General features: G+C 49.7%; 14 protein-coding genes. 2 read left to right on the forward strand and 12 right to left on the reverse strand.

Features of this window, described 5'->3' with window-relative positions; all coding sequences use genetic code 11:
* Positions 1–759: 759 nt before the first annotated feature.
* The 8 genes from GX117_06295 to GX117_06330 all read right to left on the reverse strand — a co-directional run bounded on the left by GX117_06295 (position 760) and on the right by GX117_06330 (position 11,384).
* Positions 760–2,067 carry an amidohydrolase family protein gene (locus GX117_06295; GenBank protein ID NLO32952.1) on the reverse strand — a complete coding sequence of 436 codons (1,308 nt, stop codon included), beginning with the start codon at positions 2,065–2,067 and terminating at the stop codon, positions 760–762.
* A gap of 73 nt (positions 2,068–2,140) precedes the next feature.
* Entirely contained in the window at positions 2,141–3,373 is a 1,233-nt protein-coding gene (locus GX117_06300) for a formylglycine-generating enzyme family protein (protein ID NLO32953.1), read from the reverse strand.
* A gap of 92 nt (positions 3,374–3,465) precedes the next feature.
* Complete coding sequence (locus tag GX117_06305) at positions 3,466–5,538, reverse strand: transglycosylase SLT domain-containing protein (protein ID NLO32954.1); 2,073 nt, start codon at positions 5,536–5,538, stop codon at positions 3,466–3,468.
* A gap of 167 nt (positions 5,539–5,705) precedes the next feature.
* Positions 5,706–7,280 (reverse strand): aldehyde dehydrogenase family protein, encoded by a 1,575-nt coding sequence (locus tag GX117_06310; protein ID NLO32955.1) that lies wholly within the window; start codon positions 7,278–7,280, stop codon positions 5,706–5,708.
* 168 nt (positions 7,281–7,448) lie between these two features.
* Positions 7,449–7,835, reverse strand: a complete 387-nt coding sequence (locus GX117_06315) for a YraN family protein (protein NLO32956.1) — start codon at positions 7,833–7,835, stop codon at positions 7,449–7,451.
* Complete coding sequence (locus GX117_06320; GenBank protein ID NLO32957.1) at positions 7,810–8,688, reverse strand: segregation/condensation protein A; 879 nt, start codon at positions 8,686–8,688, stop codon at positions 7,810–7,812. Before GX117_06320 ends, GX117_06315 begins: the two co-directional genes overlap by 26 nt.
* 130 nt (positions 8,689–8,818) lie before the next feature.
* Positions 8,819–10,078, reverse strand: coding sequence for an MFS transporter (locus GX117_06325; GenBank protein NLO32958.1), 1,260 nt, complete (start codon positions 10,076–10,078; stop codon positions 8,819–8,821).
* A gap of 193 nt (positions 10,079–10,271) precedes the next feature.
* Positions 10,272–11,384, reverse strand: a complete 1,113-nt coding sequence (locus tag GX117_06330; protein ID NLO32959.1) for a hypothetical protein — start codon at positions 11,382–11,384, stop codon at positions 10,272–10,274.
* A 265-nt stretch (positions 11,385–11,649) separates the two neighbouring features.
* On the opposite strand from GX117_06330, the gene GX117_06335 reads away from it, so the two are divergent.
* Positions 11,650–13,128, forward strand: a complete 1,479-nt coding sequence (locus tag GX117_06335) for a Gfo/Idh/MocA family oxidoreductase (protein NLO32960.1) — start codon at positions 11,650–11,652, stop codon at positions 13,126–13,128.
* Between the two features lie 167 nt (positions 13,129–13,295).
* On the opposite strand, the gene GX117_06340 is transcribed toward GX117_06335, so the two are convergent.
* The 4 genes from GX117_06340 to GX117_06355 all read right to left on the reverse strand — a co-directional run bounded on the left by GX117_06340 (position 13,296) and on the right by GX117_06355 (position 17,400).
* Entirely contained in the window at positions 13,296–15,077 is a 1,782-nt protein-coding gene (locus tag GX117_06340) for a CehA/McbA family metallohydrolase (GenBank protein ID NLO32961.1), read from the reverse strand.
* A 120-nt stretch (positions 15,078–15,197) separates the two neighbouring features.
* Positions 15,198–15,947 carry a trehalose utilization protein ThuA gene (locus GX117_06345; GenBank protein ID NLO32962.1) on the reverse strand — a complete coding sequence of 250 codons (750 nt, stop codon included), beginning with the start codon at positions 15,945–15,947 and terminating at the stop codon, positions 15,198–15,200.
* A gap of 63 nt (positions 15,948–16,010) precedes the next feature.
* The gene (locus tag GX117_06350; protein NLO32963.1) at positions 16,011–16,880 is read right to left on the reverse strand and encodes a sugar phosphate isomerase/epimerase; all 870 of its coding nucleotides are present in this window, start codon (positions 16,878–16,880) and stop codon (positions 16,011–16,013) included.
* A gap of 322 nt (positions 16,881–17,202) precedes the next feature.
* A complete protein-coding gene (locus GX117_06355) occupies positions 17,203–17,400 on the reverse strand; it encodes a hypothetical protein (GenBank protein ID NLO32964.1) in 198 nt (65 codons plus the stop codon).
* Positions 17,401–17,578: 178 nt separating this feature from the next.
* Between GX117_06355 and GX117_06360 the strand changes: the two genes are divergently transcribed.
* Positions 17,579–20,074, forward strand: a complete 2,496-nt coding sequence (locus tag GX117_06360) for a tetratricopeptide repeat protein (protein ID NLO32965.1) — start codon at positions 17,579–17,581, stop codon at positions 20,072–20,074.
* Positions 20,075–20,107 lie beyond the last annotated feature (33 nt).

A 20,107-nucleotide genomic window follows, 5' to 3' on the forward strand; every position in this document is an offset into this window, starting at 1 on the left:
CAGCCCCGATATTGGCGCTAGTGTATCAAATAAAGGGGTAGTGTTGCAACAGCATAGACGCCGTGGCGGATTCAAGGTTGAAATGTAACCGATCCCAAAAAAAGAAGACATCCTAGTGTGCTTCCCGTAAACTGGTTCATGCATACTGAGAGTTTCGCGTCTGCCCTTCGGACAAGGAAACTGGATTTGATCACGGGATAGGGGCACAGACTCAACAACTATTGGGAAATTGTAATGGATCTTGAATGCACCGATGAGTACACCATTTTGTGGACGAGCCTGAATATAAGTATTCGATACAAATATTTCTTAAATGGAATTACTCCAAAATTTCGGGAGATTCATAAGGGCCGTGTTGTCTTTGACTAGAAACAGGATTTTCAACGGGTGTACATATATAGACTAGAAATCCTGATAGTGTGTGGTTTGTTTTTCTTGTCACGCCCGTTGCGTGCCGAGGCCTCTTGATTTGTTGATACGGTTTTGCCTTGAATTCTTGTGTGTCACGCCCCATTTTTTGCTTCCTTATTACAAGCCTTTCTGCGTTTCATGAATGCTCCTCTCGGCACGATTTCAGGGACGCTTGACGATTTGACCCGCTGCACATAGGGTTCCAAAGACATTGTTTCACTGTTTATGCGTAGGCGCGCAAGACCCGTTCGTGATCGAAGACCTCTTTTGCGTTCCCGCGCATGATCCGTTCTACCAGCGCCGGCACATCCGATTCGTCTAACCATCTCTCCTCCACGAGTCGCGCAATTACCCTGGAGATCCCCTGCCTTGCCATGCGCGCATGCCCGCCACAAGTTCCACGGGAATATAATCGCCTCCGAAGGTGAAGAGTTTGCACGCCGGAGCAGCCATCATAAATTCACCTAAGAATCGGGATGCTGACGCGGGATCAATGATCCAACTCCAACACATATCCGCGTATATATTGGCATAGTGCTTGCAAAAGGCAATCAATTCATGTTGATACGGATACGCAATATGCATAAGCACAAAAATCGTATTGGGGAAGTCCTGTGCGAGCCGGGCAATGTCACACAAGTTTTCCCGCACTCGGGCAAGATCCATGACATTATGACCTGCGAAATAACCGGTGTGCAGTTTTACAGGCAAGTTAAACGCGGTTGCACAGTGTAAGACATGCCTAAACAGGTTATCTTGAAGGGCTTTCATCTCGGTGCCGTTCAAGGATTCGTCTTGAGCCAATCGTTGGAACAAAGGGGCGGCGTCTTCATCGCTGACAGCGGCATAATCAAGGCGGCGGCCATAGGCACTTTGATTTTTAACGGCAATAGCTTTGGGTCCAAACTTCTCAAAAATACGGTCAATGGTTTTATGTGCCTGATCGAGTGTGACAAGATCCCCTTCAGCATATCGGCGCAGTGTCCGCAACTTTAAACCTGATGAAATGCTAACGGTCCAGAGGTCGAAACTGATCAGGTCATCAGCCGATTCCGATTCTCTAAATACAGAACTTTCCAGTCCGTTAACGTGTGCATGTTCAATGTGTGCAACATGGCGGAGAATATGCCGATAGAATCCCGGGCGAATATCCTTGCTTAATTGTTCGCTGATTTTCTCGCAATTACTTTCGGAAATATCGTCTTCGTCGTAAAGAGCGCGTATACTTTCACGCACACAACGTTGATACCCTGTGTGGCGGCATCGGTCGTACCAAGGAGCCACCAGTTTCCACTTTTCTTTAGGTGTTAGGCTTCGCCCGATCAGTTGCTTGAAATCTTCATGCGCCATGCCGGATACCTGCAGGTCTGAATCGGTGTAGTGACTAAAAAGCATTCCAAAATCAGGGGCAGGGTGACGGTCTTGGTCTTTATGGTTAATCCTCTCTGCCTCCGGTGGGAGATGCTCGTGGGTGTCAATGAAAGGTGTCTGCGCCACCAATGCGGCGATATCCTCATAGACGGCTCCTGCAGCGGGAAATGAAGGGTAGCCGCTTTTTAGGGCTGCCGCATCCCCCGTCGCGCCGATCCCAAGTCCCACACTCAGTGCCGTGCCTGTGGCTCCGATAAACTTTCTGCGGTTTACTGCATCTGTCATCGTGCTGTTCTTCCTTTTGTTGCACCCTGACCCCGGGCTTCACTTCAGGGCTTTCCACGACAGGGCAATACAATCATTTTGTGCTGCGCGCTACACGGAAGCCTAAATGATATTCCGCATATTCCGGCTCCCCGCGAAAACGCACGGCGGCGCGGCAATTCGCCGGCAGATTCGCCCAAGAGCCGCCGCGGAATACACGATCCGCCCCTTGTTGAGGGCCGCCGGGATCCTTTTTCGGACTTTGTGCGTAATAGTCGTAAGCATACCAATCATGGCACCACTCCGACACATTGCCCGCCATATCAAAAGCACCTGAAGGGCTTACCGCCGCTTCTGTTTTAATATCGGAACGGCCCGCCAGTGCTAAATGAACGCCGTCATACCAGCCCACAGGCGCGGTAAAAGGTTGATTGTACAAGCCCAGAGGATTCGCATAATCATCCAGCATAAAATTGGCCTGCACCGGAGACAGAGAATCGCTCGAACAGCCATAGCGCCACTGGACAGTACCATCCCACGCTGCAGCGCATTCCCATTCTGCTTCCGTAGGCAGGCGGTACCCGTCAGGCAAGGGCGATTTTCGGCTCCAGTCTCTCAGATTGTAACAAGGCTGCAGCCCTTCCATCTCACTGCGCCAGTTGCAGTAGGCAACAGCACCGTACCAAGAAACCATAACAACAGGATGATCCTCCATAGCATACAAACTTCCTCCATAGCCCTGCCGTTCCTGTACTGAAAATTGCTTGCCCTCGTAGACTATGGGCGTGAATGAATTGCCCCCGTAGCTATCGCCGAGATAATGCTTGTTGAAGTAGAGCGCCTTACCGTCGTAAACGCGGCCATTGACCCCTTCAATATAGCCTTTGCTGAGCGCAAAGTTGAGAACCTCGGCAAACTGTCCGTTGGTCACTTCATGTTTACCCAAGTAGTAAGGGGAAAGCACAACTTCATGGACAGGGATCTCGCTGTTCTCGCCCGTATCTGTATAGGCACGGCCCATGAGAAAAGAACCGGGAGTAAGGGCAATCATACCTTCGGGTATATCAGGCAAACGCTCCCCTTCTTCAGCCTCTCCTTCCGCAAGCTCTCCTTCTTCACGCTCTCCTTCTTTATCTGGTTCTTCTTCTTCCACAGCCTCCCCTTCCCCTTCAACCCTGCGAATTTCACACCCGCTTATAGTGATCTTCGACAAAGCCTTTAAAAGCGCTTTGGGCTGTGCCTCCTCTGTCTGAAAACAACCGGGTAATAAGGCGCCATATCCGACAATCCAGACAGTAAGGGCTATTAAAAAGAATATCTTTTTCATCTCATAGATGCTCCGTTGTTTTTAATACGACGAGAAAAAGCCTTTTCCTTGTATTATACACCGGCGCTTCAAACAGTCTTCAGCTTAGGCTTTTATGGGGTATGCGCAATAGCGGGAGTCACAGCCTTAGGCGCGGGATACAGCGAATGATAAGCACCGTAGTTGCCAAGTACTCTTTTCACATAGTCATTGGTTTCTGAAAAAGGAATTTTTTCCATGAAGGATTCAAGGGACACATTCGGGAATTGTTTTCTCCATTTGTCACAATTGCCCGGACCGGCGTTATAGCTGGCAAGGGCATAAACGGCATTGTCTTGGGATCGCGACAGCATACGCTGTATATACACGGTGCCAAGGGCAATGGAATTTAAAGGCGATTTTAAATTCGCTACATGACCCGCCGTAATACGCGCGTCCACGTCTCCGAGCCACCGCGCCGTTGCAGGCATCATTTGCAAAACGCCTGTCGCGCCGGCGCTGGATACAATACCGCTGCGAAAGGTGCTCTCTTGGCGGGCAATGGCAAGAACGAGATAGGGATCAACCTTGTTGTCGTCAGCAGTCTTCTTTACGGTATTCCAATAAGCCAAGGGGTATTCAAGGCGCCGACGTTCCGGTGAGGGGATTCCCCCTTCCATTCCCCATTGTTCCGAGACGGCATGCTGCAGCGTAGTATGCCCAAACCCCGCCTCGGCGAGAACAGGATACCACGCCTTTTTCAATGAATCAGGAATGGTATGCAGGCAATCGAGACATTCCCATTCCCCTTCTTCCAACCCGTGAATACCAAAAAATACGATACGTTCATAAATAGGATTTTCTTGTATCAGAAAGGATAGGGCAACGCCTTTCTCTTCTTCGTAAGGCAGAGCAGCGATAAAATCTTCCGTCCCGGCGACCCGTAATCTCCGATCCGGCAGGACGACAGATTTGTCTTTTCCGCCCAGCAAATAATAAGCGCGATGGGCGAAATAATGACCGGGACCCACGGCTGCAGCCAACTTCAAATAACGAAGTTCGCCCGCGGCATCACGCCGTTCTTTTTCGATTTGTGCACAACAATACAAACTTTCCGCGGCAAATTGGCCGCCGGGAAAGGCATCATTTAATTGTGCGAAGAGAGCCAGCGCTGTTGAATATTCTTTGTTTAAGCGTGCACGATTCCCCAGATTAAAGAGAGAACGAGGCGCACGGACATGATCAATGCATCGCCGGGCGAGAGCGTGATACATACGATCCGCAGCCGAATAGTCCGCTCGTTTCTCATAACGTTCCGACAATAGCCACCACCCATCGCCGGCATCTCTGCCTTCAGGAAAGAAATGGGTCAATAGGTCTGCCAGTACCTCGGCGGCGCCGAAACGTTCGGCTTTCGCCTGTTCACGAAGGCTCAGCATAAACCACAGGCGCAACCCCAAATTATCCCTGTTGTGATGCGCCTTATCTTTTAAAGAAGCGGCCCACTCCAACAAATTTCTTTGCCCGTCCATGAGTTGCGCGTCCAGGCTCTGCAAAGAGACCGTGCGTCCATCACTATCCTTCATCGTTAAGGATTCCGCCTCAAGTGCACGGCGCCCCTCCTGCAGCTCACCGCTGCGCACAAGCCCATAAATCCCCCATAGCCGATCTTCCTGACGGGGAGCCTTGATCAGCATCCGTGCCGCCACCGTACGTTCAGCCGTATAAATCGTGGTGGAAGCCACATGACGGAACCAATCGTAACCTTCTTGTACGTGCAGGGGCAGTTCCAAGGCAGTCTCTGCGTAGGTTTTGCGAAGTCCGTTTAAAAACCAGGGAAGCGGTTCAATTCCGTTGAATACCTGTTGAAAACAAACGAAACTTTTCTCAGTATCTTTGAGGCTTTGATGTAAGCGACCGAGCCGCATATAGGTCAAGCGTACCCACGGCCCTTGGGGATACTCTTTTAATACACGCCCGAAAAGAGCGGCTGCCTCCTGTGCCTTGCCTTGTTTCGCAGCCGCCTCACCGGCGCGGGATAAAGCATAAGGGGCGAGCGTTTCAGAACTTTGGGAACATTCCATAAAAAGGCGGGAAGCCGTTTCATAATTGCCGCTCCGTTGGGCTTGATCTGCTTTAAGAAAAAGATCCGAGCCGCTCAGCGATGATACCGTAGAAAAACTCAACACCAATATAAACGAGAGCATAGAAAGCACTCCATTTCGCTTTAATAGGGTTTAGATCCTCATTAGGGATTAGTCACAGGATCTGCAATCGACGGGTCTCCCCTTTTGCTTAAGGAGAACCGAGACTGCTCTTCCATTATGACTGTACGACAACGACAAGTCATCATGAATGAGTGGACTCGTCCGGCTTAGAGGCGTTCTTTTCGAGATAAGAGTTCCAGCTTCAACCCGTAATAGAGCGTTTTAAAAAGCCCTGTTAGGGTACCGCTGAAGTTCGCGTCCATAATGGCAGAGAACAATTCGAATTTCTTGCGCGACCAAGGATACCAATAACCTTCCAAGCGGCTGCTGTTGGGATCGGCCTGGATCGATTTAATATTACTAAAGGCGTGCAATCCGATTTCACCTTTATACCGGCCGAATCCGCTGTCTTTAACACCGCCAAAAGGCAAGGCGGCATTGGCAAGGGTCGCCAACACGTTGTTGATGGAGACGCTGCCCGCTTCTAAGCCTCTCGCAACACGCCAAGCTCGTTTTAAATCGCCGGACCATACACTGGAAGAAAGTCCATAGACGGAATCGTTGGCAAGGCGCAAGGCTTCTTCCTCATCTTTAAAGGGCGTCACGGTAACAATGGGTCCGAAACTCTCTTCTTTTTGTATGGGCATATCCGAGGTGACATCCACAATAATGGTGGGTTGAAAACCTTGGGTTCCCGGCATCCGTTGACCACCGGTGATAATACGCGCGCCCATGGCTGTAGACGCTTCCAATTGCTTTTCTATATCTTCGATTTGAAATTTGGTGGTCATATAGCACATAGCCAGATTTAATTCATCGTCGCCTTCTGCCGCGCGCTCGGGTGTAAGCAGCTTCTCGGTCTTTTCCTTGAACAACGTAAGGAAGCGCTCATATATGGACTCTTGGACAAACAAGCGTTCCACGGAAGTGCAGGTCTGGCCACAGTTACCAAAGGCTCCCCAGAGGGCGCCGTTGATAACCCGTTCCATGTTGACATCTTCAAAAACGACCATGGCATCCTTGCCGCCCAATTCCAGTTCCACAGGGATGAGCAGCTGCGCCGCTTTCTCCATAATTTTTTTGCCGGCCGAGACGCTGCCCGTAAAATGAATTTTGTCGGGTTTCGCGTCAATAAGCATGTCCGCCGTGCGTCGGCTTGAATAGGAGATTTGCAGCGCATTTTCCATGAATCCGCTCTCGGCTATCATAGACTCCAACAAGCCTTTGAGGGGCGTCTCTTTCGAAGGTTTTAAAATAACGGCATTCCCTGCAACAAAGGCGCAGATCCACGGAAGGATAGACAGATTGAAGGGATAATTCCACGGAGAAATAATCAATACGACGCCCATGGGCTCATAGACGATGCGGGGCTTTTTCCCAAAAAGAATCAGAGGCACAGAGGTTTTTTTATCGGCAAGCATCTTTTCCGCGTGCTTATCATAATAGGAAATTATATCCAAGGCGGGGAAGATCTCTGTGAACATAGCGTCATTGAGTGTTTTGCCCGTTTCATTGCAGATCTGTTGTGCAATGGCATCACGATGCTTTAGGATGTAGCGTTGAACTTTTTTTAATTCATTTAACCGCTGCCGTATGCTCATGGCGCGCAAGCGTGCTGCCGCTTCTCGGGCGCGCTGATAAAATCCGTCAATATCTTCGCCCGTGGGTTCCGCCACAGAATAAAGGGTTTCGCCATTTCGCGGCGCTTCGACGTCATAGCTGAATTGTTCTTGGGTAGTCATGGCGCATTCTCCTTAGTATTCTAGGGTAAGGGTGGATTTGATTGTGAGGCTCATTATATCTGAAAGAGACGAAGGCTAAAAATCGTAAGCACTTCGCTTTCGTCTGAGCGCCGCTTCACCCACAAAATTCAATAGCTCTCCGCGCCCCTTCATTCGTTTTTGCGCCTGTCATTCATCCAAGGTAAAAGCGGATTCCGTATGGGTGAGCTCCATTTTTCCATCGGGCAGGATAACCACACCCATGACGTCAAAACGATAATAGATTCCGGGCTCTTCGTGTTGCGCCAAATAATAGCGCATAGCAGCGCGGAGGTGGGATCGTTTCGTGTATTGGATGGTCTCTTCAGGGGTCGTGACGGAATCGGCTGCCCGAGAACGGACTTCAACAAAAGCGACAACATCATCTTTACGGACAATGATGTCCACCTCGTAGCGGCCCAGCCGCATATTGCGGTGCAATAGGGTGTAGCCTTTACGTTGCAGGTACCGTGCCGCCTGCTTCTCCGCTTTTTTCCACAAGGGCTCCGATTTATGAAGGAAGCGGAGAAAGCGCATGGGAATCTTCCTGTTGGGAGAGCTCATTTTCCGGTGAACGCAGGAAAAGACGTATTTCTCCGAAGCTATCATATTGATGGATGCGGAGCCGATGCATGCGGCACAATTCCAGTATGGCAAGGAGCGAACAGAGATGCTCAATCCGTGTGTTGCCCAGTCGACAAAGCTCGGTCCAGGTCACACTCTCTTGTTTTTCCAATAAATCTTCGATGAGCGTAATTTTTTCGTCGACAGATGCGCCTTCCAATTGTATTTCATGGAGCGCCTGTCCCATGAGAAAGCGAATCATGCCCCGTACCGATTTCATCAAATCGTATAAACTCACGTCAATGATTTCTTCTTCATCGTCGAGGGCTTCGAAAGCAATTTTGACGCGTCTGGTAAATATATCGCTCTGCTTTTCTTCGTAATTCCCCAACAATTTTGCGAGATCGCGGAACTTACGATATTCGAGAAGCTTTCCAACCAGTTCCAGGCGAGGATCCTCTTCCTCCAAATCATCCTCGTTATCTTCGAGATCGGCTTCAATAGGCAAAATCATTCTGGATTTTATTTGGATTAAGGTCGCTGCCATGACCAAGAAGTCGCCGGCAATATTCAAATGTTCGATACGCAACAAATCCAAAAACTGCAGATATTGTTCTGTTACCTGAACAATGGGAATATCGAAAATGTCGATTTCCTGCTCTTTGATCAGATAGAGCAGCAATTCGAAAGGCCCTTCAAATTGATCCAATTCCAGGCGCAGTGCTTCCATGCTGAAACTGCTTTCCTGGCCGTCAACGGACAGGGTCTCAACTTCGCTGTCACCTTGTATTACTGTTGGTTCTACTATGCTTTGTTCTTCGGTCATAGATTGTTCTGATTGTGGGTTGGGATTGCTTTATGTTCCATGGGGGCTTCTATCCTACCCCCTAGGCGGATCAAAAGACAAGTTCTTTACAGGTATACGGCGCAGAAACTTCCATCACGGTTACCACGGTTCAGGCTATTTTATGGTTCTTCTCTTTAAGTCGGATCAATTGTAATTGGAAGAAAATCACAGCGACCATGAACACGGGCATCCACAAGAAGGGCATCTTCAGCCCCAATGCAGCGCCGGCAAAGGAAAAGCCGAAACTTCCAACAATACCCCCCGCTCCCACGACACCCTCATTAATCGAGGAACGGCGATGCTTGAGCGATACATTGGCCATGCCGTAGTAAACACTGGAAAAGAAGGCTACCCCGAGATTCGCGCCAATGATGGAAAAAGCAACAAGCATGAGTAACAGGCTGGAAGTGAAGCCCAATACAAACATGGAAATACCGGTCAGTAACTGGGCAATTACGAGCAGGGAAAAACGATGATGCCACCACGTTGAACGGCCGAGCACAAGAAACAACACGGCAGTTCCCAAACCGCAAATAAACATTAGCCAAGAAAAACGGGTTGCTGCCGCGCTATTGAGCCAATAGAGCGGCTCCTGCTCCATGAAGAAACGCAACGAGCCGGAATCAATGATATTTTCAAGAATTTTCGGGTAGATAAAGCGCGTTGCGCCCACACAGATATGGGCTGTAAACGTGGCACACCAAGCGCACCAGAGAAAAACTTCACTCCGTTGATTATAGGCCGCCGGCTCTGAGGAGGTTTCAACTATCTTGTTTTGGAAATAATCTTTCTCGTTGGGTATGGTCAAGATCAGATAGAGAGAGAAAAGACAAAGCAGGATGGCGAATGCAAAAGCAAAGCGATAATCATATTCATATAAAGGACCGGCTACGAAAGGACCGGCTGCGCCGCCTGTGCTCCAGCCCACATTGAGCCTTCCCATAGAGCGGGCGCGCAGCTGCAGATCCGGCTCCGTTCCTACCCAAGAATGAAAGGAGGGCCATGCCAAAGCGGAGATAGAAAAGGCACCGGCATAGAATACACCGCAAAGCACGATATTTTGAGAAAAGGACATGACACCAATAAGTATCATGAATCCCGTCACACCCATAACGCCCCAACGAAGCCCATTTTTGGCACGCCCGACAAAAGGTGCCGAGAGCAAGGCGAACAAAGTATAGCCCAAAGCCTGCGTGCCTGAATAGATACCGGACACGACCACCCCTTGGCCCAATTGATTGAAGACAAAGAAAGGCATTGCTATCATGGCTGCAGTTCCCGCTGCACTAAACAGAAATGCGACGAGCGCCACCCGTAAAGGCGGCGGTCCGAAAAGCGTTTTTATGCCGGTTTCAGTGTGTAATAACATGGTATCCAATTATCGTGCATAGGGAGGGATAAGACGGAAGGTGCTTGGGGACACCTTGCTCATGCAGAGCATAACATACAGCGGCGCTGTTTCTGTAATATTCGAATTGGAAAAAGGTGTGCCGCGCGCCTATGACAGGTGGACATTTCTCCGGCTGCCGCCATCAATTTGAAGGCGCTCCGACGCGTTGCCATCACAAGGCTGTATTTTGGAGGGCTTCCAAATCTTCCGCATCCTCAATGTCATCGGCCGGAGGCAGGTCAGGAACAGAAGGGGTGTCTTCTGATCGGGGAGGAATTTCTATTCTTGCTGTTGTCTTCGACCGCTTCGGAGCTTTGAACACAGTAAGCCGTAAGATCCCGCCTTCATCAGGAATCTCATCAGGAGTAAGCTGTAGATTCAACTCGACAAAATCCACTGCGGGCGCGAAAATGGAGCCGTAGAGGTCGGCAGACAAATCTTTGTAATACCAAACCGCCCTCGGCAAGGCTTTTCTCTCACCTTTTTTTGTGATCAAGGTGGCGGACAAACCATAGACGGTTGGTGTTTCTCGGGGAAGCGCGGCACCGTCATAAGGCGCTTGAAATGCGATCGCCTCTCCATAGGTATTGATACATCTCACGCTATAGTTGTATCGATCCAAAGCCGTAACTTCCAGCGTGATCTTACCCCATACATACATATACATAAAACCGCCCGTTACGATGCAGAGACTCAACAAAATGGCCGCAACCACGGCGATTCTGTCAGAAGAGCTCAGACGGTTCCAAAAAGCTTTGCCGGAATCTTTGGGTCGAGATTTTACTTCAGACCCTTCTTTTCCTGACGGCGGATCAGCTGCTTGTTCTTCCCCCAATGCGCGCCAACGCAAGGGATATTGAAATAGCGGCAGGTTGGGGGTGGTACATGGTTCTTCACTGTGGATTTGTTGAAGTAAAAAATCGCATTGTTGTTTTTTGGATGTCGCCGCGTCGATGTCGCCGCTCAGCTCCGACGCTTTTTTATTGGCTTCTTTTGCTCCCATTTGCCCGTTCTCAATATGTTCGGCCAATTTCAGACGTCTATAGGAAGCAATAGCAATGGTGTCTTCTTGGGAAGAACGGCACGCCTCAATGGCTTTCTTTATATTTTCCCGAGCTTCCAGCGCAAGCTGATATTGTCTCTCCAAAAATGTAGTAATATCGATTTTACTGCCCGGCGGCAAATCTCGATCGCTCATCCTTTCCGGCTCGGCATGGAGGCGTTGCGCCTTTTGCAGCCATGCGCGCACGAAAACAATCTGTTGTTCTAATTTAATTTCAGTCACTCTTGTCTCATTTCGATATTCGCAGCGCTTCGCCGGTTTATTTCGCTATTTCAACGCAAATTTCAAAGGAATTATTTTTGCGATTCCCTTTTCCTAAGGCACACTCGTGCCCGCCTGATCAGTCAGATTATCTGAAATTGACTCTTAAATCCAAATTCAGTACCATAGTAGCTTGTCTGACATATACGCCGACTCATGGCGCGATGTCTTTTGGAATCCTTTTTCCGTACTGAAACCCTAACCACCACCATGGAGAATCATTGTAATGTCCAAAGTTGAAAAACACACGGGGAAAACAAAACAGGAACACCCTATAGATCGCCGGTCATTTATCCGAACAGCCGGTGCCGGTGCCTTAGTCGGTTTTGCCGCCAAAAACGCCCATGCATCAGTCTATAAATCTATTCTTCCCGCCTCAATACTGGGCGCCAATGAAAAGATTCTGACCGGTCATATTGGTACCGGCGGTATGGGCCGCGCCAATTTGGGCTTTGTTCTTCAACGTGACGATATTCAGCCCATTGCGCTGTGCGACCTTTTCGGCCGAAATCTGGAACGGGGCGCTCAGATGGTATCCCAAAAATTTCCCGAATTTTCACGGCACAAAGATTTTCGTGAGCTCCTGGAAAATAAAGACATTGACGCAGTAGTCATCGCCACCTCCGACCATTGGCACTGCCTGTGCACCTTGCATGCTGCCGATGCAGGCAAAGATATTTATTGCGAGAAGCCGCTGTCGACCAGCATCGCCGAAGGACCTGCTATGGTTGATGCAGTGAAACGGAACAAAGTCGTTTTCCAAGGCGGCAATATGCAGCGCAGCGGCGCCCATTTCCAAGAAGCTGTACAGTTGGTCTGGGACAAGTACATCGGCGATGTGGCGCGAGTCGAGACATGGTCCCATGACAGCACCAACCTTGACGGCATCGGTATGGGCGAGGATGATCTTGCCAAATATGAAGCGCCTGATTACGGCATTGATTGGGACTTTCACCAAGGCTGGGTTGAACACCGCCCCTTTAATACGAACCGCTGGATCTATAATTTCCGTTGGTTCCTCGAATATTCAGGCGGTAAAATTACCGACTGGGGCGCGCACTTGGTCGACATCGCCCTATGGGGTATGGGTGAAGAAAAGCAGCCGAAGCGAATTTCCGCGCAAGGCGGCAAATATCTCATTAAAGATAATCGCACCACTCCCGACACCCTCGAAGTAGCCTGGGAATTTGAAGACTATCTGCTCACCTTCAGTAATCGAGTTTGGAATCCGCAGCTTCTTGAAGGCACACAAAGCGATCACGGTATTGTATTTTACGGAACCAAAGGTCTGCTTCGTGTGGATCGCGGCGGCTATGAAGTCATTCCCTTCCCCAACAACGGCGGATGTGAAGCGAAGAAAGCCTCGGGCGGTCAACTCAATGAGCCGCACTGGCAGAACTTCGTCGATTGCATCAAATCCCGTGAAATGCCCATATCCAACATTGATGTACTCCACAATACGACACGTCTATGCCATATGGGTACTTGTGCTTATGTAGCAGGCGCACGCTTCGCTTCGGGCGCTTCCTTTAAAGATGGCGAACTTCCTGATGAAGCCCCCATTTCCGGCGGCGCCATGCTCGAATGGGACGATGCCTCTCAGAAGTTTGTGGGCGGCGATGGAGACGCGACCAAAATCGCCAATGAGTGGGCCTACCGCGAATACAAAAACGGTTGGAGTCTCAAAGCCCCGTACCGCACATGATCCCCTAATTTCAGACCCTTTATTCACTGCCGCAAATCGTCGTATTTGCGGTAGTTTTTTTATCGATCACCACAGGAAAGAAACTTGTGAAGCCGGCGCGGCTGAAACGAGGTATCCGGCTCTGCGCAACATTTTACGACGGAGCAGTACCTTCTTTTATTTAACACTTAGATCTGCGGAATGCTCAAGGGCGCACTGGCGGAACCATCAAGGGGCATATCCATATTAATATCGACCATGTCATCGCTTTGGATGCGCACCCATGATTTATCAGGATCGAAATTTGGATTGCGCCACAATAATTCGCCGGTAATGTCCCGGGCATAAATGGGGCTGGTAATTGCCATCACTTCAAGAGGACCGAATCCTTTTGATTTGGGGTCGGCCGGTTTAATGACGCGCACCCGAAAAGCGGCTTCGGTCGTTGGGATTCTTTTGAAGCGGATGCCCGTATCATTTGAGTTGATAGGGATCGTGCGTATAGGCCGGCCGTTCTCGATGACCTGCAATTTCATGCCCAAAGCATCTTTGACAGAAACCTCGAAGCTCACCTCCACATCAAGGGGGATGATGCCGCCAATACCCACATCGGTTTTACCATCGCTCAACACGTCGGCTCCAAAATAGATTTTAGGGCCATGAGGACCGCTGGACACATAGGTGCGTCCCAGACGAAGCCCTTCCAACAAGGCGGGCACCGACAACTCCCGTGCGTGAATATAGGTCAAGGGCTGGCCCAAAGGAATTTTGGGGTTGCCGCTGCCGCTCCCGCCTGTAATACCTGCCATCAACCCGCGCACTTGCTCATAGTCGTAAAAGAGATTTGCTTGACCATTCGCCGATAAGTCACCATAGTTGACCGCAGCGGCGGCGGCAGCGATGGAGTGTATCAGTTCACCATTGATCCGTTCTTTAGCGTCGTTCCCAAGATGATGCAAGGACATGGGCGGCACTTCGCGCCAGCCGCGGAACCAAACTTGGACAGCATTTACAAAACTGAGTCCCCACTGCCACGGCTTGCCCGGGAAAGCAGGATGGGCAACAACCCAAGCGCCGCCTTGCGCCTGCACACGAATACACTCGGCTTGGGCGGCCATCACCGACGCGGGAGAATCGGGAATGGTGCGCGGTCCATATACCAACGCCACACCCATGGCGTCATTGCCCCACTCCATAGCAGGCAGACAGACCAGTCTATCGGAAGTATAAGCGGGGTCATCGGCAGCAGCTAAGGTATTGCGATCGGTAATCGCCAGAAAATCAAGCTGCGCTTTTTCCGCACGCCTAACTAAAGAGCCGACATCTTCCGTTCCTGTTCCATAAGAGGAATAGGCGTGCAATTCACCGCAATACCAGCGCGTCGATTTGTCGAGGACCCGCGTATCGTAGACACGTTCTTTACGCCCGGGAATGCTGCCCGCATTGTAGGGATCTGTGCCCATAGCCAGTTCGACGCGGTCAAGGGCGAGGTCGCCATCGGAATCAAAGCCCCGTAAGGGCAGCAAGCCTCCGGAGCCTTCCAAAAGGTTCAGTTCGAGATCGGCAGGCTGCGACGTGTTGATAGTAATGTCGCGGATATCCACTAAAATAGGAACGCTCTCTTCCAACACATTTACATAAGCGCGGTACGCGCCAACAGGCTGTTCCGTGATCAACACTCCCTGCGGCACATCCAGCGATACGGTAATGCCATCTTCATAGCTGAACAGGTCTATACGAGAGGGTAGATGACGACCGACTACATTCGAAATATCAATGATAAGACTTCCCTTGGGCAACAGTGCACGTTTTTCCAAGGCACTGTTCCGTTCCTGCTCCGAGGTGTCAACGGCGGCTTTTGCGGGCGACGGGGGGGCTGTCTCTTTCGATACGGCAGTCCGCTCCAGTCCATCTTGCGAGGCACAAGCAACACACAGCAAGAACACCAACACTTTCGCGTATTTTCTCATACTGTCTTCCTTGATATTCTTTCCATCTCTCTACGTATAGGTCATAAAGCAGCACTTCACCGGAAGTCGCTTTATGGCGCGACGCAGTCTCTCATTCCCGATAACATGCCCCTTGCAGCTTTATTCATCGGGCATTTTTTCCAAGGGCGCGACATTACCTTGGGTATAGCCCTTCTCCATACGTACAGGCGCTGCCCAGCGCACCCCATTGTAGATGACTTTTAAAATCAATTCGTTGTGGAATATGGGAAAGGTTTCGTGGCCCGGGCGAAAATAAAATATTTTACCGGCTTCGCGATGCCAGCAACAGCCGCTGCGAAACACTTCACCCCCTTGAAACCAACTGATAAAGACCAATTGATCGGGGCGTGGAATGCCGAAAGGTTCCCCATACATTTCCGTACCGGGTAATTCGATATATTCGGGAAGTCCTTCTGCGATGGGGTGCGCAGGATCAACGATCCAAAGCCGTTCCTTCTCCCCATGCTCTCCATATTCCCGCCATTTCAGGTTGCAGGCAGTTCCCATCAACTTCATAAAAGGTTTGGACATATGGCCCGAATGCAGCACGATGAGCCCCATCCCTTGCTGTACTCGTTTTTGAACCCGAGTCGCGTTCTCTTCACTGACTTGATCATGGGCTTTATGGCCCCACCAGAGCAGCACGTCGGTATTGTCCAAAATCGCTTCGCTTAAACCTTGGTCGGGGTCACTCAATTCTGAACAGTGAACGGAGGCGATACTTGGCTGTTTTTCCAAATAGGCGCCGATGACGCGGCCCATACCGTCGGGATAAATCTCCCGGCAGCGCGGCAATTCTTTCTCGTGAAGTCCTTCATTCCAAACGGTCACACGAATAGGGTTATTCATTGCTTTGTATTCCTATGGTTTTTTATAAAAAGGGATTTTGCTCTATAGGGAGCCTAGTTGTGCCTAGCCCAGCTTGTACGCTTCCTCATTCGGATAACGATACGCGCCGGTATACAAATCAAAAAGGGTTTTGTAGTAACGCATGAAGCGGACGGGCTCCGGGTTTTCCGAAATCTCTGCCAGACAGAAGCCAGTATAGCCGATTTCCTGAAGGAGCGTGAACAGTTCCTGCCAAGGGTATTGGTATACGCCGATATCAGTAATATGCACTTCACTGATGGCATCTTTAACGCGTTCAAAATTAGCGCGTATACTGCCGGTATTATCCATATCGCTGCTGTTAGAATTCCAGCATACCCGCGCATTGGCATGGTTCGCGTAACCGAGCATCTTTTCAATATTTGCTAAATCGCGCGTTTGTTCAGGGCCATGCACTTCCATCCGAACCTCAACGCCCACATCAGCGGCGGCAGCAGCAACACGACCCCAAGCCTTACCAATGCGTTCCAAGGTAATTTCCGGATCCTCGCCTTTGGGGATACCGTTGGGTCGTACCTTGATACCCGGTGAACCCACATCGGCGGCAAGTTTCGCATATGCAATGGAATCGCGTACATTCTTTTCGACTTCGTCAGCATCTTTCGCGTGATATTCAAAGGCAGATCCGAGTCCGGCAATCACGATACCGGCATCTTCAAACTTTTTACGTACCTCCAGACGCTGCGCCGACGAAAGAGACACCTCCACGCCATGGGCATGGGTGGTGCGCAATTCCACACCCTCCAGCCCCGTAGCCTGACATAAGGCTATCAATTCATCTACAGACATATCTTTGCCCATGTTGTAGGTGACCATGCCCAGTTTAAGTGCAGATTGCTCGGAGGCAGACGCAACCGCTGCCGAAAGGGTGGCAGGAGAAAGGGCAGCGCCCATGGCTGCAAAGCCGGTGCTCAGTCCACTTACTTGCAAAAAACGCCGTCGTTCAATCTAAGATGTCATAATAGTATCCTTTCCGGTCAAAAAAAATACACAAAATCTCTGTTATTCTACAGGAGATGAGCGACGAATGGAATTTTTAAACATCAGCGCTAATTCAGCGTCAAAGAATGCCGTCTGAAATGAACAAAAAGAAGCGGTCAAAATCGACGCTCACGTGCCTGCTAGACTTTAAGTTTACTTTTCCTATTTGATCGCTTTTAGGGGATACCCTTAAAAGATAGCATAAGGCGTTGAAAAAATAAGATCCCATCACCCATTACACTACCCGTTCATGATAGAATTCAATGCCATACACTTTGGAGCTTTCGTGACTATAAAGAACGCCGACCTGTATTTTAAAACCACTGTTCCACCCTAAGGTATGGCGAACTTTTTGTTCTTGAAGAATCTGCTGTTGCCTAGGCCGTTTAGCTAATCGAATCTCTTTATCCCATTTATTTCGTCGCTTTCTCATTGATCTCCTTTGCGTTTCCCTGTATGCTTGACCGATATATGAGCTCACCATTAAGGATCATTCTATGCGCCTCTTTCGTTCTCTTGCACAGTACGCTTTTTTTTCGTGCCTAGTGTTATGGTGCTGTGCCGGCAGTTTTGGCGCGGCCCCTCTTCCGACAAACGCAGAAAATTCCCCCGTGTTGACGGATCAAATGGAAGGGCAAGCCTTACGCGAAAGTGCTATGGCCGCCTACGAAAAGGAAGACTACGAGAAAGCGCTGCCGCTGCTGCAAGACTACCTCACCCTAAGGCGCGATGACAAAGAAATTACCAGTCGCGCGGGGTTCGCCGCCAAAGAAACAGGCGCTTATGAGTTGGCGCTTCAACTTTTGAAATCTCTGGTGAGTCAGGATGACAGCAATTATTATCATTGGTGGTGGCTGTCAGATGCGCAACGCCTTTTGGGGCATTATGAAGAGGCTTTGGCGAGTATTGAACAGGCGCGCGATCTGGCGCCGGAAAATGTCCGTTCCGAACTGAATGACTATGTTCAGTATACGGCGAAACTTAAAGATCAAACGCCGTCTTGGGACAACTTTGATCAACATCTTGATTTTTCTCAACGTCACCGGGAACATCGACGCGTGCGCCAACAAGTAGAGGAATACGCCCGTGCCCTCGCTGTGGCGCCCGACTATGGATTAGACAACCAAGATGCTATCGGCCGCTTGGCATGGCTATATCAAGAATTAGCCATACAATATCTGTATATGGATGATCCTGACCCTGCCATTGATTATTTAATGGAGGCGGAACAGTTCTTGCAAGAACTTCAAGCTAGCTCGGAACTCATGCGCCAAAAACAATATCTGGCTATTGCATGGCGTCAGAAAGCAGAAAACAATAGCGACGAATTCCAAAGGAATATGCAGCGTTCTGCGGACTATTGGAAAGCCAGCTTAAAGACTGCCCTTGAAACAAAAGATGTCGTTTACCAACGCTATACGCAAGGGCGGCTGCTCGAGACGCAATGCGCCTTTCTGCCGCTCAGTGAGCCGACTGTGTCAACGTTACGAGAAAGTAATCTGAAAGAAGTGCCGTGGCAGGGACCGATCAACGAATTTTCTGTGGCCGAGGCGGTGTATGGAGAAGGACGGTGCCGCGCTGAAGAAGGAGATTATGCCGGGGCACGTATTTTACTAGAAATGGCGCTGCCTTATTTTGAACAATCCCAATACCTAACTGATAAACAAAGGCTAGCAGAAATCTATCTGGAATTGGCTTATATCCTCACCAAACAGGACCATCCTTCTGAATCATTACTCTGGGTGGAAAAAGCCGTTGACGTCCTTCCTCAAACCCGGTCTCAGGTATCTATCCACCTTTTCGAAGAAGAAGGGAAGACCTTCATACAGGAAGCGATTGCCACTGCAAGGCTGCGCGCTTATCTGGCATTGGACGATAAAGAAAAAGCCTTTGAGCTAACGGAGCGCTGCTATTCGGATCATCTTGCCGAGCTGCCTGCAAAAGTACTGATGAATGAAGAAAGACGCTCCAATGCAAGCAGTGAAATATACGCCTGTACAGCGAGGATATCTATGCTGGAAGGTCAATTGGCAAAAGCGAATTTGGTTGACGACCGGGAAGCTGCAGCCACGATAGAAGCTCGTTTAAAAGAGAGTCATGAACGGATTGGGTGGCTGGAAAAAACAATTCAACTACCTGACTTTCAACTTCCCAATAAGCAAAGCCGCGCGCCGATGACCCTGCAAGAAATGCAAAATGCCTTGGATGATAATACTGCCTATGTAGTCTTTTTTAGTGATCCGTGGGGCAGCGTTTTGTTGGGTATCACGCCTGACAGTTTCTTCGGAGACCTGATGGATATTAACGAAAAGAATCTACATGCTCCTTTAGTCTCAAACGACCATGATGGAGCCCTTGAATCGGGACGAGGTCTTCGATCCGTCATAGAGGAACCGCCCTTTTCAGACCTATTGACGAAAACAATCATGGTCGGTGGTGATTCGCGTTTTCTACCTTTCATCGCCTCCCTTTTTCAAGGCTATGATGCGTCTGTAGACATCCACGTCGGTTCTTCGCTGACCCCTGTGCCATCAGACACCACAAACAAAAATTCAACGATACGCTATGTCCAAGGTAGAGAAGAGATGAGCGCAGACCTTTTCGAAGAAGAGGATGATGACAATGCAATACGCGCTTTGACAGGAGACGCGCTTGTTTTGCCGAAAATTATAAGCGATATACAATCCAATGAAATTCTGCATTTGGGCTGTACCTTGTATCAATCCTCTCCGGACTTGATGCAATGCGAACTGCTTTTTGGAGATGGTTCGGAAGAACGCCGCTTGCCTTTGTATCGTCTTGTTGCTATGAAGTTGCCGGCACGGCTTGTTGTGCTGGATTGGGCATTCGCTCAGGATAGTCCGGCACCTGACCCGGCATTGTTGACGCTAGTCCCGGAACTTTTTCGCTACGCCGGGGCAGCCTCCGTCCTTGTGATCGATCCGGAAAAGACGCAGCTCCGGCGCAATGCTTTCTTTTCTGCCTTTTATAAAGGGATTCGGGCAGGTGACACGATGTCCCTCTTCCAACACGCTTATTTAGCAAAAAAAGAAATGGATCGTGACCATTCATTTTACTGGTATGGCCTATCTCTGGTAAAACAGTAGCTTTAAACATGGACGCCATGCAGGCGCATTACA

The organism is Candidatus Hydrogenedentota bacterium, assembly GCA_012523015.1.
Classification (GTDB): Bacteria; Hydrogenedentota; Hydrogenedentia; order Hydrogenedentales; family CAITNO01; genus JAAYBJ01.